This is a genomic window from Klebsiella sp. V115_8 (assembly GCF_029967715.1).
Lineage (GTDB): Bacteria > Pseudomonadota > Gammaproteobacteria > Enterobacterales > Enterobacteriaceae > Klebsiella > Klebsiella quasipneumoniae.
The window spans coordinates 1-13,993 of record NZ_JASCAR010000028.1 but is presented as its reverse complement, the minus strand read 5'-3'; the positions used below and the strand labels follow the sequence as shown (position 1 = coordinate 13,993).

The window sequence follows — 13,993 nt, the reverse complement described above, 5'->3', positions numbered from 1 at the left end:
GTAGATCACCAGGCAATCAATAACAGCAGGGCCAGACAGACCGCGAGCGCGAACAGGGAGAGATCCATCAGCAGGGGATGCCAGATGTCGCCCGCATACATCCAGTCACGCAGCTGGCGATGTAAAAACAGCCAGATAAAGAAGCCCAGCAAGACGGCTTTGAACAACGGAGGGAAATAGACGGATGCGCCGAACATCAGGTCCTGCAGCGGCAATCCGGATGAATTAAGACTCAGTTTCACAAGCAAAAATCCTTTGCCATAACAGGGATAACCTCAGGACGTGCTACTCTTTAACAGTGTAAATCATTGTTTTGGTTTTTGTTGAATCAAGTAATTCATTTGTTTTGATTATTCAAATGCTGCACACTATTCTAAAATCAGTATAATAACTTAGCAAGCTAATTATAAGGAGATGAAATTGGAATCGCCACTTGGTTCTGATCTGGCACGTTTAGTTCGCGTCTGGCGCGCGCTAATCGACCATCGCCTGAAACCTCTGGAGTTAACGCAGACCCACTGGGTCACGCTGCATAACATCCACCAGCTGCCGCCTGAGCAGTCGCAGATCCAGCTGGCGAAAGCCATCGGTATTGAACAACCGTCGCTGGTGCGTACGCTCGATCAGCTGGAGGAGAAAGGGCTTATTTCTCGCCAGACCTGCGCAAGCGATCGGCGGGCCAAACGCATCAAGTTGACTGAAAAAGCCGAACCGCTGATCAATGAGATGGAAGAGGTGATAGGCAAGACCCGCGATGAAATCCTCTCGGGGGTCTCGAAGCAGGAAGTGGAGACGTTGCTCCACTTAATTCGTAAACTTGAACAAAATATCCTCGATCTCCAGGCAAAAGATTAATCCTTTTGCGGCCCGGGCTATCCCGGGCCTTTTTTTACCCCCCCTGGCGTCGCCAGATCACCACCCGGTTACGTCCGCTGTTTTTTGCTTCATACATGGCTTCGTCCGCACGCTGGACGCACTCCTCCGCCGTCACACTTCTGTCATGGGTGGTATACACCCCCATGCTGATGGTCATCCGCTCTGGCAGAGCGGTCTGCTCGGCGCTGACCGCCAGACGGATGCGCTCGGCGATCGCCTGCGCCTCGTTCTCTGAGGTGTTGACCAGCAGCAGGGCAAACTCCTCACCGCCGATGCGGGCGGCGACATCATCCTTGCGCGAATGGCTGTCCAGCACCGAGGCGGCAAATTGGATCACCTTGTCGCCGGCGATGTGGCCGTAGTTATCGTTGATGCGTTTGAAATGGTCGAGGTCGCTGATAATCACCGACAGCGGATGCTGGGCCTTCACCTTCGCCAGCTGCTGGTTTAGGGTGTCATAGAAGAAGCTGCGGTTATAGAGGCGGGTCAGCGGGTCGCGGATCGAATTCTGGTAGGAGTTGACATACTTGTGGTTAGACTCCCGATAGAGGATAAAGACGTCGACCAGCAGCACCAGGATCAGGAACAGGGTGCACAGCGTTTCAAAAAAACGCGCCTGATACCAGGCCTGATCGAGTTCCCCAACGGTAGAGAGCAGCCGGAAGAGGGTGAACAAATATGCGCTACAAAAAAAAGCGCCGCTATACCAGAAAATATTGCGCAGTTTGCTCAAGCAAATTATTAATATTAGCGTGATAAACCAGACTGCCATCAGCAGCCAGCTGATAATACTTTGCCACAGCGGGGTGAAAGTATGATTCAGGTCGTCGATAAAATTGATGCTCAGCTTCGGCGAGTGGCTGGAGTACAGCCATGATAAATAAATAATGGTTAATACAAGAACAATACATGCCGCGAAAGTCATTACATGGGCTTTCCAGGAATGCATGATGCGCCGGCGGAAGTAATACAAAATAATTGATGACATGAATAAGATAGCCATCATTATATTGCGAAAGAAATAATATATGACGGCGTCATTTTGTTTCACCACCGGCGAGGGATTGCAGCTGAGCCAGTCCGGATAGCTGCTGAGCGTGCCCAGCATCAGCAACGCCGAACAGGCAAAGCCGAAAGCGACAGGGGTCAGATACAGGCGACGCTTGCTGCTCCAGTATTTCATGCCCATAAAACAGGCAATAGTGATATGAAACACCATCAGAAAACTGGTCAGCAGAGGAAATAGTGTAGATGAAGTGCTGTTGAATCTGGTGTGAAAAAAGTCCGTCAACCCGGTCATGCCGACCCCGGCCAGTAAACAAATACAAATATAAACGATAAGACGTTTAACGATATGATTCATGTGTTTGGGCATAGACAATATTCCACAGGGAAAAGCAAGGGCAACGATATTGCGTCGACATAAAAAGAGTAATGTGCAGAAGAGTAGTCGGGGATGACTGATAAAATATTGCGCAGGCGCAATGATTAATGCAATTCAAAAATAAAGATGTCTGAATGCTAATGCGCAGCTATTAGGGTGTAATAAATGCAGAGGAAAAATACGATGCGGCATAACTGGCCGCATCGTCAGAGGGATTATCGAGGAGAGACGGTGACCTGGCTGCCGCTGCCGGCAATCGCCACGCGCTGACCCACGGAGAACGGGGTGCTGCCCTGTTTCTGCACCACCATAATGGTATTGCCGTCATCCTTACGGATTTCCAGTTCCACGCCCTGGGTTTTATTCATCGCACCCTGCACGCCCTGACCGGCTACGCCGCCCGCGACCGCACCTGCCGCTGTGGCCAGAGAGCGTCCGGTACCGCCGCCGATGGTGTTCCCGAGGAACCCACCCAGCACCGCACCGCCAATCGCCCCGATGGCATTGCTGTCGTCGCCGCTCTGGATCTGTACGGCGCGGGTATGCACGATGGTACCGTATGTCACGCTCTGCACCTGTTTGGCTTCAGATGCGGAATAAACATCGCCGGACAGGCCGCTGCTGCTCACGCAGCCTGCGAGCGTGAAACCAATCATCGATACAGCCAAAACACGTAAAATCATTTATGAATCTCCTGTTCACCGAAGGTGTTCAATTGAACGTCCATGCGGTTAATTATATGGCATTTAGTCGTCGGCGGGCATAGCTTCTCTCCGGACTATACAAAAAATAATAATTAATGGTGCTTCAACCATAACTAAACGCCGGTTCTTTACGATGTTCTCTGAATTGTCGCTCTATTGTTAAAAAGTATTATTACAACATAGCATTAGCGGACACTTTATGGTGGAGTGAAGGATATACAAGGGTCATGGAATGAAGGAACAACGTATGAGATCGGGTCGCTTTATTGGCGTTATGTCTGGTACCAGCCTTGATGGTATCGATGTCGTTTTGGCTGCCATCAATGAAAACATGGTGGCGCAGCAGGCCAGTCTCACCTGGCCCATCCCACACGCGATAAAAGAAGAGATTCTGGCGATTTGCCAGGGCCAGTCATTGACCCTTTCACAGCTAGGTCGTCTGGACACCCGACTGGGGCGGCTGTTTGCCGATGCCGTGCTGGCGCTGATGCGTCAGGAAAAGCTCAAACCCACCGACGTTATTGCCATCGGCTGCCATGGACAGACCGTATGGCATGAACCCCAGGGCGACGCGCCGCATACGATGCAAATTGGCGATAACAACCAGATCGCCGCCCACACCGGCGTCACCGTGGTGGGGGATTTTCGTCGCCGGGATATGGCGCTTGGCGGGCAAGGGGCGCCGCTGGTGCCGGCATTCCATCATGCGCTGCTGGCGCACCCCGTTGAGCGGCGGATGGTGCTCAATATCGGCGGGATCGCTAATGTATCGCTGCTGGTGCCGGGCCAGCCGGTGCGGGGCTATGATACCGGACCGGGAAATATGTTGCTGGACGCCTGGATCTGGCGCCAGCAGGGCAAACCGTACGATAAGGACGCCCAATGGGCCAGCGAAGGCAAAGTGCTCCTGCCGCTGCTGCAGGATATGCTGAGCGATCCATGGTTTGCCCTGCCGGCGCCGAAAAGCACCGGTCGGGAATATTTCAATTACGGCTGGCTGGAGCAGCATCTGGCTCGTTATCCTGGGCTGCGCGGGCAGGATGTGCAGGCAACGCTCGCGGAATTAACCGCCGTGACCATCAGTGAGCAGGTATTGTTAAGCGGCGGCTGCGAGCGTTTGTTAGTGTGCGGCGGCGGCGCGCGTAACCCATTGTTAATGGCGCGCCTGGCGGCCCTGCTGCCAGGAACCGAAGTCTCCACCACCGATGAGGCGGGGATCAGCGGCGATGATATGGAAGCGCTGGCCTTTGCCTGGCTGGCCTGGCGCACGATCGCCGGCCTGCCGGGTAATCTGCCCTCCGTGACCGGCGCCAGCGAAGCCACGGTGCTGGGCGCCATTTTCCCTGCTAACCCGCCGCAGAATCGGAGTTAACTGAAATCTTAAAGACGACGCGACCGGTAAACTGGACAAGTTAAGCGGAGGGCGGAGTGCCCTCCGTGACCGGGAAAGTCGAAGGCAAACGAATGAAAAAAATTCTTATCGCAGTTGTACCTTTTATGCTGGCGGGCTGTAGCTACTACAACCAGTTTGTCGAGCGGATGCAGACGGACACGCTGGAGTATCAATGCGACCAGAAACCGTTGACGGTCCATCGCAATAACCAACGCCAGCAGGTTAGTTTTATCTATGACAATCAGCAGCTGAATCTGTCAGAGGGGCTGTCGGCTTCCGGCGCGCGCTACACCGACGGCGTCTATGTCTTCTGGTCGAAAGGCGATACCGCCACCGTCTATAAGCGCGACCGCATCGTCCTCGATAACTGCCAGCTGCAGACCGCCAAACGTTGAGATTTCTGTCCGGGGGGCGCACAATAACGCCACCTTTTGACTATATCCTCAATGGCCATGTCTGATAACGACGAACTCCAGCAAATCGCGCACTTGCGCCGTGAATACACCCGTGGCGGTTTGCGTCGCCACGATCTTCCTGCTGAACCTCTGCCGCTGTTTGAGCGCTGGCTGCGTCAGGCCTGCGACGCGAAACTCGCCGACCCAACGGCCATGGTGGTTGCCACCGTTGATGAGCGCGGCCAACCCTATCAGCGCATTGTGCTGCTTAAGCATTACGACGAAAAAGGGCTGGTGTTTTATACCAACCTCGGCAGCCGCAAAGCCCATCAGATTGAAAATAACCCGCAGGTCAGCCTGCTGTTTCCGTGGCATATGCTGGAGCGCCAGGTGATGGTGATCGGCAAAGCGGAACGCCTGTCGACGCTGGAGGTGGTCAAATATTTCCACAGCCGCCCGCGTGACAGCCAGATCGGCGCCTGGGTCTCGCAACAGTCGAGCCGGATCTCTGCCCGCGGTATCCTGGAGAGCAAATTCCTCGAGCTGAAGCAGAAATTCCAGCAGGGTGAAGTGCCCCTGCCGAGTTTCTGGGGCGGATTCCGCGTCAGCATCGAGCAGATGGAGTTCTGGCAGGGGGGTGAACATCGCCTGCACGATCGCTTTTTATACCAGCGCGATAACGGCGCCTGGAAAATCGACCGCCTGGCACCGTAATTGCCGAAATTAGTTATCGAAGCGCTGGCGCTGAAAGGGCCGGCGCTTTATTCTATGTACTTTTCGCATCTGGCGAAAAGTCGTGTACCGGCAGAGGTGCAGTCGTTTATACATGGAGAATTTGATGGCAAGCAGTAACTTGATTAAACAATTGCAAGAGCGGGGGCTGGTAGCCCAGGTGACGGACGAGGAAGCGTTAGCAGAGCGACTGGCGCAAGGCCCGATCGCGCTCTATTGCGGCTTCGATCCTACCGCTGACAGCTTGCATTTGGGGCATCTTGTTCCATTGTTATGCCTGAAACGCTTCCAGCAGGCAGGTCATAAACCTGTGGCGCTGGTGGGCGGCGCTACCGGTCTGATTGGCGACCCAAGCTTTAAAGCCGCTGAGCGTAAGCTTAATACCGAGGATACCGTGCAGGAGTGGGTGGATAAAATCCGCAAACAGGTAGCCCCGTTCCTTGATTTTGACTGCGGCGACAACTCGGCGATCGCGGCGAACAACTATGACTGGTTTGGCAGCATGAACGTGCTGACCTTCCTGCGCGATATTGGTAAACACTTCTCTGTTAACCAGATGATCAACAAAGAAGCGGTGAAGCAGCGCCTGAATCGTGACGATCAGGGCATCTCCTTTACCGAGTTTTCTTACAATCTGCTGCAGGGTTACGACTTCGCCTGCCTGAACAAGCTGCACGGCGTGGCGCTGCAGATTGGCGGCTCCGACCAGTGGGGCAACATTACCTCCGGTATCGATCTGACGCGTCGTCTGCACCAGAACCAGGTGTTTGGCCTCACCGTGCCGCTGATTACCAAAGCGGACGGTACCAAGTTCGGCAAAACCGAGGGCGGCGCCGTGTGGCTGGATCCGAAAAAGACCAGTCCGTATAAATTCTACCAGTTCTGGATCAACACCGCGGATGCTGATGTCTATCGCTTCCTCAAGTTCTTCACCTTTATGGACATCGCAGAGATCAATGCCCTGGAAGAAGAAGATAAAAACAGCGGTAAAGCGCCGCGCGCCCAGTACGTGCTGGCAGAGCAGGTGACGCGTCTGGTGCACGGCGAAGAGGGCCTGGAAGCGGCGAAACGCATTACCGAGAGCCTGTTCAACGGCAACCTGAGCGACCTGAGCGAAGCTGACTTCGAACAGCTGGCTCAGGACGGCGTGCCGATGATTGAGATGGAAAAGGGCGCCGATCTGCTGCAGGCGCTGGTGGATTCCGAGCTGCAGCCGTCCCGCGGCCAGGCGCGTAAAACCGTCGCCTCTAACGCAGTGACCATCAACGGTGAAAAACAGGCCGATCCGGAATATGTTTTTGCCGACAGCGATCGCCTGTTCGGCCGCTACACCTTGCTGCGCCGCGGTAAGAAGAATTACTGCCTGGTCTGCTGGAAATAAAAAAATACTACCAGGGCGTGGGAAACCACGCCCTTTTTCTTTTTAGGGTTGTGGTAAGAAAATGAAGAACATCCTCGCCATTCAGTCTCACGTTGTGTTTGGCCACGCCGGCAACAGTGCCGCCGAGTTCCCGATGCGCCGCCTGGGCGCCAATGTCTGGCCCCTCAATACCGTACAGTTCTCTAACCACACGCAGTACGGCAAATGGACCGGCTGTGTGATGCCGCCTTCGCACCTGACGGAGATCGTCCAGGGCATCGCCGCTATCGATAAGCTGCAGACCTGTGATGCGGTACTGAGCGGCTATCTCGGCTCTGCTGAACAGGGCGAGCATATCCTGGGCATCGTGCGTCAGGTAAAAGCGGCCAATCCGGCGGCGAAGTATTTTTGTGACCCGGTGATGGGCCATCCGGAGAAGGGCTGCATCGTCGCCCCGGGCGTGGCGGAGTTCCACGTGCGCTATGCGCTGCCGGCCAGCGATATCATTGCGCCTAATCTGGTGGAGCTGGAGATCCTCTGCGGTCATCCGGTCGCCAGCGTGAGCGAGGCGGTGGCCGCCGCGCGGGAGCTGATTGCCCAGGGGCCGGAGGTGGTGCTGGTTAAGCATCTTTCCCGCGCCGGCATGAGCATGGACCGTTTTGAGATGCTGCTGGTGACCGCAGATGAAGCCTGGCATATCAGCCGGCCGCTGGTGGATTTTGGCCTGCGTCAGCCGGTGGGCGTTGGCGATGTGACCAGCGGTCTGCTGCTGGTGAAACTGCTGCAGGGCGCCAGCCTGCGCGACGCGCTTGAGCACGTCACCGCCGCAGTGTACGAGATCATGTTGACCACCAAAAACATGCAGGAGTATGAACTGCAGGTGGTGGCGGCGCAGGATCGTATTGCTGTGCCGGAGCACTGCTTCAGCGCCACCCGACTGTAACTTTCCGACTCTGCCCGGCAGAGCGCCGGGCAGTCTCTGGTCTTACTTTAAGCCTTCCGCTGCCAGTGCGTCAGCCACTGCCGGACGCGCCGCCACTTGCGCCATCCAGCTGCCGATATGACCACAGGCGGCCATATCCAGTTTAATCGCATAGCCCCAGCGCAGCACCGTGAACAGATAACCATCGGCGATAGTGAAGCGATGGCCGGTGAGCCACTGTTTATCCGCCAGCGAGGCATCCACGTACTGCAGTTTTTTCTCGAGCAACGCGCGCGCAACGGGCTTATAGTCCTCCGGGGTGTCCGGGCGGAACAGCGGCGTAAAGCCTTTATGCAGTTCGGTAGCGACGTAGTTCAGCCATTCCAGGGTCTGGTAACGGGCAACGGAGCCCACGGGCGCCAGAAGATGGCGGTCCGGCACCTGATCGGCGATGTACTGCATAATAGCCACGCCCTCAGTAAGCAGGATGTCATCATCCAGCAGCAGCGCCGGCACCTGACCTTTCGGGTTGATCAGCAGATAATCTTCCCCGTTTTCCAGCTGTTTCCTTGCCAGATCCACGCTCTGCAAAGTGAAATCCAGGCCGCTTTCGCGCAGGGCGATGTGTGAGGCGAGGGAACAGGCGCCGGGTTTGTAGAACAGTTTCATGCGTTACTCCTCGTGGCTGCAGTTTTCTGTATGTTAGTCCCGCCAGGGGTAAAAAAAAAGCCGCTAACCTAACGTTAGCGGCTTAAAAATAATTGGTTTTCCCTGCGGCGTCAGGCTGCCGCGGTTTCGCGTGCTTTTACGTCCGCGCTGTCGTCCTGAGTCATTCGGTTCAGCTTCGGCGCGGTCAGCAGCATCAGGGCGGCGATGACCGCGGTGACGATACCGATCTGCAGGAACACGTGGCCATACACTTCCAGCGACACCAGCGGATCGGTGACGTTTTCCGGTACCGCCATCAGGTTGGCGATTTTCCCGGCGATGATTGCCGCACCGGCGGTGGTGAGGAACCAGCTGCCCATAATGAAGCCCATCAGACGCTGGGGAACCAGCTGAGCGACCATCGCCAGGCCGAGGCCGGAAATCATCAGCTCACCGATAGACTGCAGCGCGTAGCTCAGAATCAGCCAGTTAACCGAGACGATACCGGCGTCGCTGGCGAACTTCGCCCCTAAAGGCAGGACGAGGAACGCGCCGGAGCACAGCACCATACCGATAGCGAACTTGTGCGGCATCGGCAGGCGGTCGCCCATCTTGTTATAGATGGCGGCCAGAATAGGGCTACCAATCATGATCCAGAACGGGTTCAGCGCCTGATACTGTTCCGGCTCGAAGGCGAGGCCGAGGATCGAGTGCTCCACGTTGCGGATAGCAAAGAAGTTCAGAGAGGTCGGCATCTGGCTGTATAGTACGAAGAAGACGATCGCTTCTACCATCAGCAGGAAGGCGACGATCATTTTGCGACGCGCGGCGCCTTTCAGGCCCATCGCCTCTTTAGCGAAAATCACCACGATACCCAGCGCGATGACGCCCAGCGCCATGCGTGCGATACCCTGGTTGTGCAGCAGCCAGGTAGCGATAGCGACCAGCACCACCACGCCAGCGATGGTCGCCAGCAGTTTACCCATATGCACCGGGGCAAAGTCCGGTTTCGAACCGTACTGTTTCACCCATTTCTGGCAGAAGGCGAAGTTAATGATGGTGATCACCATCCCCACCACGCTCAGGGCGAAGGCGACGCTCCAGCCGAAACGCGCGGCCAGCCACGGAGTTGCCAGCATCGAGAAGAACGAACCGATGTTGATGGACATGTAGTACATGGTAAATGCACCGTCCAGACGCGGATCGTTTTTGTCATAGCAGGTAGAAAGCAGGGAAGACGGGTTGGCTTTAAACAGGCCGTTACCGACGGCGATAGTCGCCATACCCATATAGACGATAGCGGCGTCATGACCGGACCAGGCGACCAGCGCATAGCCGATGGCCAGCACGATAGCGCCCAGCATAATGACGCGTTTGGTACCCAGCACTTTATCGCCCAGCCAGCCGCCAATGGCGACCAGGCCATAAACCAGCGCGCTAAAGGAGGAGAACAGAGTAATGGAATCCGCTTCCGACATACCCAGCTGTTTTACCAGGTAAACGGCCATGATCCCTTGCAGGCCGTAGTAACCAAAACGCTCCCACAACTCGATCGAGAAAATGAGATAGAACGCGCGTGGTTGTTTGAAAGCGTTCAGACTCACGCTTTCTGCTGGTTTATTGTTTGCAGTAGACACATATACCTCTTTTTTTACATCCCATATTTACTGGGGGGTGTTCGGGGCGCAATCTCGTTGGACCGCCGCCTTTATAGTTATTCTTGGAGGGAAAACGGCAGGTAATGTTCACTATCCTGGCGCATCAGGCAAGGCCTTTGTAATAATCTGTTACACATAATCAGAGTGGTATAATGCTCCGGACTTATGAATGTTATACAGAGTTAAATTTCACCGTTACGTTATCGCTGCTATTTTTATCTTTTTGATTCGCCCATTTTTCCCGTAAAGGCGATATATTCTACTGATTGCGCAATAAAGTAGTGATATGGTCCATTATCCTAAAAATTCATGGCTTATTATCCTGGTAATCCTAGAACAGCCGTTGTATTGCCTGACTTTTATTTCCATTTTAATAACATTCTTTCAACATCGAGTTGCGAGCATGATCTGGATCACAAATGCATAGAAATTTTGCGACGCTAAAAAATGAATGAGCTGGTTGTTTGTTATATAACCGGATAATAGCCCATGAAAATGCGGTTTATGTGGTGTTAACGGCGGGTTAAATAGCTAAATGCGGACCATAACCTAAAGTTAGGCTATGGTCGTGAGTAAGACGATCAGGCGTAAACTTTGTCTTTGAATTCGCAAAGGTCTTCAATCAGGCAGGAGCCACAGCGCGGCTTGCGAGCGATACAGGTGTAACGGCCGTGCAGAATAAGCCAGTGATGGCAGTCGACCTTAAACTCGGCGGGAACCACCTTCAGCAGCTTCTCTTCCACCTGTTCGACGTTTTTCCCTGGGGCGAATTGCGTCCGGTTGCAAACGCGGAAGATATGGGTGTCTACGGCGATCGTCGGCCAGCCAAAGGCGGTATTTAGCACCACGTTGGCGGTTTTGCGGCCCACGCCGGGCAACGCCTCCAGGGCCGCTCTGTCCTCCGGTACCTCGCCGTTGTGCTGCTCCAGCAGGATCCGGCAGGTTTTGATGACGTTTTCCGCTTTGCTGTTAAACAGGCCGATGGTTTTGATATAGGATTTCACGCCCTCCACCCCCAGCGCCAGCATCGCCGCAGGCGTATTGGCCACCGGGTAGAGTTTGGCTGTCGCTTTATTGACGCTCACGTCGGTCGCCTGCGCCGAGAGCAGGACGGCAATCAGCAGCTCAAACGGCGAGCTGAAGTGCAGCTCGGTGGTGGGGTGGGGATCGTTGTCCCGCAGCCTGGTAAGGATCGCCAGGCGTTTGGCTTTGTTCATATTACGCTTTCCCTGTCGCGTCAGACGGTGCGACAGAGTCGGCCCGGGCCGCCTGCGCCTTCCGCTGCTTGCTACGTTCATCGATAAGGTATTTTACCGCCAGCATCATGCCGAGGCCAATAAAGGCGCCTGGCGGCAGCATAGCCAGCAGGAAAGGAGTGTCTGTATGGAAAACCTCGATGCGCAGGACCTTTGCCCAACTGCCAAGCAGGCTGTCGGCGCCGTCAAACAGCGTGCCATTGCCGAGGATTTCGCGCAGGGAGCCCAGCACGAACATCGCGCAGGTGGCCCCCATACCGATAGAGAAGCCGTCCAGCGCCGACAGCGCCGGTCCTTTTTTGGCGGCAAAGGCTTCGGCGCGGCCCACCACGATGCAGTTGGTGACGATAAGCGGGATGAAAATCCCCAGCGACTGATACAGACCGAACGCATAGGCGTTGATCAGCATCTGCACCACGCTCACCACCGAGGCGATAATCATCACGTAGATCGGGATCCGGATCTCCGCCGGGGTCCAGCGGCGCAGGCTGGAGATGGTCAGGTTGGTCAGGGTCAACACCAGGGTCGTCGCCAGACCCAGCCCAAGGGCGTTGGTGGCGGTCGAGGTGACCGCCAGCAGGGGACACATCCCTAACAGCTGAACCAGAGCGGAGTTGTTTTTCCACAGACCCTGGACGATGACGTCTTTAACTTCGCTCATGGTTACTCTCCACAGGCGCTGAATTCAGGAAGTTGCGCAGGCAGCGTTTGTGCATACAGGCCTGCGCGCTTAACGGCATTGACCACCGCCCGGGGGGTGATGGTGGCGCCGGTGAACTGGTCAAAATCGCCGCCGTCTTTTTTGACCGCCCAGTGGCTGTCGCCCTGGCCGTGGATGACTTTCCCGGTAAAATGGGTGATCCAGTCCGACAGGCGCAGCTCGATTTTATCCCCCAGACCCGGGGTTTCATGATGCTCGGTCACGCGGGTGCCGAGGATCGTGCCGCTAAAATCGGCGGCCACCAGCAGCTGGATCGCTCCGGAATAGCCATCCGGCGCGGTGGCTTCCATGACCGCGCCGATCGGCTGGTCGTTATTTTTGGCAATCCACACTTTATGTTGGCCTTTGCCCAGCGCCGGGGCGCTGACCAGATAGCAGCTCTTGAGCAGATCGTTATTATAGCGGTCGGCAGGTAAAACCTGGTCGAATAACGCTTTCTGCTGCTGGGCCGCCTGCTGGTCGATGGTGCTTTTGGTCAACTCATTGATCGCCGCCGTTAGCCCGGTGGAGCCGGCGGCAAACAGCGCCAGCGTGACGCCGTGTTTTTGCATGGTTTTTAACATCTTCGCTCTCTCAACGGTGGCCATACGCGCGCGGACGGGTGTAGTAATCGATCAGCGGCACGGTAATATTCGCCAGCAGAACGGCAAACGCCACGCCGTCCGGGTAACCGCCGAAGCTACGAATAAGCCACACCAACAGGCCGGCGAGGGCGCCAAAGATCAGACGGCCGCGGTTGGTTGTCGAAGCCGTCACCGGGTCGGTCAGAATAAAGAAGGCGCCAAGCATGGTGGCTCCGGAGAGCAAATGCATCTGCGGCGAGGCCAGACTCTGCGGCGAGAAGATCCAGCCGAGGGTCGCGCACAGGCCAAGGCTGACGAGGAAGCTGACCGGGATATGCCAGCGGATCGCTTTCTGCCACAGCAGAAAAAGTCCGCCCGCCAGCCAGGCGATATTCACCCACTGCCAGCCCAGGCCCGCCAGAACGCCGCCGTAAACCGGCAACTGCAGTACCTGCTGGACGCTATGTCCGGCATGCAGGGAGGTTTTGAAGGTATCCAGCGGGGTTGCCTGGCTGATGCCGTCGATACCCAGCCGCAGGCTGGCCATGTCTCCTCCGGCGGCGGTATGACCGGTAAAGATCATCTGCAGCGTATCGCTGAACGCCGGGATATGGGCGGCAATCTCGTATGAAGGCAGCCAGGAGGTCATCTGCACCGGGAACGAAATCAGCAGCACGACGTAGCCGATCATCGCCGGGTTGAAGGGGTTATGGCCGAGTCCACCGTACAACTGCTTGGCGATCACTATGGCAAAGGCGGTGCCGAGCACCACCATCCACCAGGGGGCCAGCGGCGGAATACTCACAGCCAGCAGCAGGCCAGTGAGCAGGGCGGAGTTATCCCTCAGGGTGGACGCAACAGGCTGTTTGCGCAGTTTGAGAATAGCGGCTTCCATTGCCCAGGCCGTCAGAGCGGCGAGGACAATCTGCAGGACGGTGCCCCAGCCGAAAAACCATGTCTGGACCACAATGCCAGGCACGGCGGCGAGCAGCACCAGCAGCATAATGCGCGAAGTCTGCCGCTGGTTATGGGTATAGGGGGAGCTTGCGATTCTGAAAACCATTTATTCCTCGTTAACTGCCTGCTGTGTTGCTTTGCGCGCCTGAACGCGGGCGATCGCCGCGGCGACGGCCGCTTTGCGTGGGTCGTCATTGGCTGCGGTTGACGCGATTTCCGCCTGGGCGGCCTGCTGTTCGGCTTTGCGCGCTTTGGCGCGGGCGATGGCGGCTTCCACCGCGGCTTTACGCGGGTCGACCGGCTCGGCCGCCGTGGCTTCAGCCGGCGCGGCCTGCTGTTCGGCTTTACGCGCTTTGGCGCGGGCGATGGCGGCTTCCACCGCGGCTTTACGCGGGTCGACCGGCTCGGCCGCCGGGGCTTCCGC

General features: G+C 56.3%; 16 protein-coding genes. 6 read left to right on the top strand and 10 right to left on the bottom strand.

Features of this window, described 5'->3' with window-relative positions:
- Nucleotides 1–5: 5 nt before the first annotated feature.
- Entirely contained in the window at nucleotides 6–242 is a 237-nt protein-coding gene (locus QLG03_RS11700) for a DUF1656 domain-containing protein (protein ID WP_032453115.1), read from the bottom strand.
- A gap of 172 nt (nucleotides 243–414) precedes the next feature.
- Here QLG03_RS11700 and slyA point away from each other — a divergent pair, with 172 nt between their 5' ends.
- On the top strand, nucleotides 415–855 hold the full coding sequence (slyA, locus tag QLG03_RS11695) for a transcriptional regulator SlyA (RefSeq protein WP_004143833.1): 441 nt from the start codon (nucleotides 415–417) through the stop codon (nucleotides 853–855).
- 34 nt (nucleotides 856–889) lie between these two features.
- Here the strand turns inward: slyA and QLG03_RS11690 are convergent, their stop codons facing one another.
- Nucleotides 890–2,251 carry a GGDEF domain-containing protein gene (locus QLG03_RS11690; RefSeq protein WP_048297644.1) on the bottom strand — a complete coding sequence of 454 codons (1,362 nt, stop codon included), beginning with the start codon at nucleotides 2,249–2,251 and terminating at the stop codon, nucleotides 890–892.
- 224 nt (nucleotides 2,252–2,475) lie between these two features.
- Nucleotides 2,476–2,943 carry an outer membrane lipoprotein SlyB gene (gene slyB / locus QLG03_RS11685; protein ID WP_002907749.1) on the bottom strand — a complete coding sequence of 156 codons (468 nt, stop codon included), beginning with the start codon at nucleotides 2,941–2,943 and terminating at the stop codon, nucleotides 2,476–2,478.
- A gap of 268 nt (nucleotides 2,944–3,211) precedes the next feature.
- On the opposite strand from slyB, the gene anmK reads away from it, so the two are divergent.
- The 5 genes from anmK to pdxY all read left to right on the top strand — a co-directional run bounded on the left by anmK (nucleotide 3,212) and on the right by pdxY (nucleotide 7,787).
- On the top strand, nucleotides 3,212–4,336 hold the full coding sequence (anmK, locus tag QLG03_RS11680) for an anhydro-N-acetylmuramic acid kinase (RefSeq protein WP_023289931.1): 1,125 nt from the start codon (nucleotides 3,212–3,214) through the stop codon (nucleotides 4,334–4,336).
- 92 nt (nucleotides 4,337–4,428) lie between these two features.
- Nucleotides 4,429–4,752 (top strand): C-type lysozyme inhibitor, encoded by a 324-nt coding sequence (gene mliC, locus QLG03_RS11675; protein WP_032428867.1) that lies wholly within the window; start codon nucleotides 4,429–4,431, stop codon nucleotides 4,750–4,752.
- Between the two features lie 57 nt (nucleotides 4,753–4,809).
- The gene (gene pdxH, locus QLG03_RS11670) at nucleotides 4,810–5,466 is read left to right on the top strand and encodes a pyridoxamine 5'-phosphate oxidase (RefSeq protein ID WP_032428866.1); all 657 of its coding nucleotides are present in this window, start codon (nucleotides 4,810–4,812) and stop codon (nucleotides 5,464–5,466) included.
- Nucleotides 5,467–5,590: 124 nt separating this feature from the next.
- A complete protein-coding gene (gene tyrS, locus QLG03_RS11665; RefSeq protein ID WP_004175868.1) occupies nucleotides 5,591–6,865 on the top strand; it encodes a tyrosine--tRNA ligase in 1,275 nt (424 codons plus the stop codon).
- A gap of 61 nt (nucleotides 6,866–6,926) precedes the next feature.
- Nucleotides 6,927–7,787, top strand: coding sequence for a pyridoxal kinase PdxY (pdxY, locus tag QLG03_RS11660; RefSeq protein WP_023289928.1), 861 nt, complete (start codon nucleotides 6,927–6,929; stop codon nucleotides 7,785–7,787).
- 42 nt (nucleotides 7,788–7,829) lie between these two features.
- Here the strand turns inward: pdxY and gstA are convergent, their stop codons facing one another.
- From gstA to QLG03_RS11625, 7 genes are all read right to left on the bottom strand, one after another.
- The gene (gene gstA, locus QLG03_RS11655) at nucleotides 7,830–8,435 is read right to left on the bottom strand and encodes a glutathione transferase GstA (RefSeq protein WP_004202856.1); all 606 of its coding nucleotides are present in this window, start codon (nucleotides 8,433–8,435) and stop codon (nucleotides 7,830–7,832) included.
- A 110-nt stretch (nucleotides 8,436–8,545) separates the two neighbouring features.
- Complete coding sequence (dtpA, locus tag QLG03_RS11650) at nucleotides 8,546–10,051, bottom strand: dipeptide/tripeptide permease DtpA (protein WP_023289927.1); 1,506 nt, start codon at nucleotides 10,049–10,051, stop codon at nucleotides 8,546–8,548.
- 602 nt (nucleotides 10,052–10,653) lie between these two features.
- Nucleotides 10,654–11,289, bottom strand: coding sequence for an endonuclease III (nth, locus tag QLG03_RS11645; RefSeq protein ID WP_023289926.1), 636 nt, complete (start codon nucleotides 11,287–11,289; stop codon nucleotides 10,654–10,656).
- A 1-nt stretch (nucleotide 11,290) separates the two neighbouring features.
- Nucleotides 11,291–11,989, bottom strand: coding sequence for an electron transport complex subunit E (locus QLG03_RS11640; RefSeq protein ID WP_023289925.1), 699 nt, complete (start codon nucleotides 11,987–11,989; stop codon nucleotides 11,291–11,293).
- A gap of 2 nt (nucleotides 11,990–11,991) precedes the next feature.
- A complete protein-coding gene (rsxG, locus tag QLG03_RS11635) occupies nucleotides 11,992–12,612 on the bottom strand; it encodes an electron transport complex subunit RsxG (protein WP_255987737.1) in 621 nt (206 codons plus the stop codon).
- A 10-nt stretch (nucleotides 12,613–12,622) separates the two neighbouring features.
- On the bottom strand, nucleotides 12,623–13,675 hold the full coding sequence (gene rsxD, locus QLG03_RS11630) for an electron transport complex subunit RsxD (protein WP_032453109.1): 1,053 nt from the start codon (nucleotides 13,673–13,675) through the stop codon (nucleotides 12,623–12,625).
- Nucleotides 13,676–13,993, bottom strand: a 318-nt coding sequence (locus QLG03_RS11625; protein WP_282473641.1) for a hypothetical protein, incomplete at its 5' end; no start/stop codon positions are given. It abuts the gene before it with no gap.

Coding starts and splice junctions, on each gene's coding strand:
- rsxD (WP_032453109.1), bottom strand. CDS start 13,675: ATGGTTTTCAGAATCGCAAGCTCCCCCTATACCCATAACCAGCGGCAG.
- mliC (WP_032428867.1), top strand. CDS start 4,429: ATGAAAAAAATTCTTATCGCAGTTGTACCTTTTATGCTGGCGGGCTGT.
- tyrS (WP_004175868.1), top strand. CDS start 5,591: ATGGCAAGCAGTAACTTGATTAAACAATTGCAAGAGCGGGGGCTGGTA.
- slyA (WP_004143833.1), top strand. CDS start 415: ATGAAATTGGAATCGCCACTTGGTTCTGATCTGGCACGTTTAGTTCGC.
- QLG03_RS11690 (WP_048297644.1), bottom strand. CDS start 2,251: ATGCCCAAACACATGAATCATATCGTTAAACGTCTTATCGTTTATATT.
- QLG03_RS11640 (WP_023289925.1), bottom strand. CDS start 11,989: ATGAGCGAAGTTAAAGACGTCATCGTCCAGGGTCTGTGGAAAAACAAC.
- pdxH (WP_032428866.1), top strand. CDS start 4,810: ATGTCTGATAACGACGAACTCCAGCAAATCGCGCACTTGCGCCGTGAA.
- pdxY (WP_023289928.1), top strand. CDS start 6,927: ATGAAGAACATCCTCGCCATTCAGTCTCACGTTGTGTTTGGCCACGCC.
- rsxG (WP_255987737.1), bottom strand. CDS start 12,612: ATGTTAAAAACCATGCAAAAACACGGCGTCACGCTGGCGCTGTTTGCC.
- slyB (WP_002907749.1), bottom strand. CDS start 2,943: ATGATTTTACGTGTTTTGGCTGTATCGATGATTGGTTTCACGCTCGCA.
- nth (WP_023289926.1), bottom strand. CDS start 11,289: ATGAACAAAGCCAAACGCCTGGCGATCCTTACCAGGCTGCGGGACAAC.
- anmK (WP_023289931.1), top strand. CDS start 3,212: ATGAGATCGGGTCGCTTTATTGGCGTTATGTCTGGTACCAGCCTTGAT.
- gstA (WP_004202856.1), bottom strand. CDS start 8,435: ATGAAACTGTTCTACAAACCCGGCGCCTGTTCCCTCGCCTCACACATC.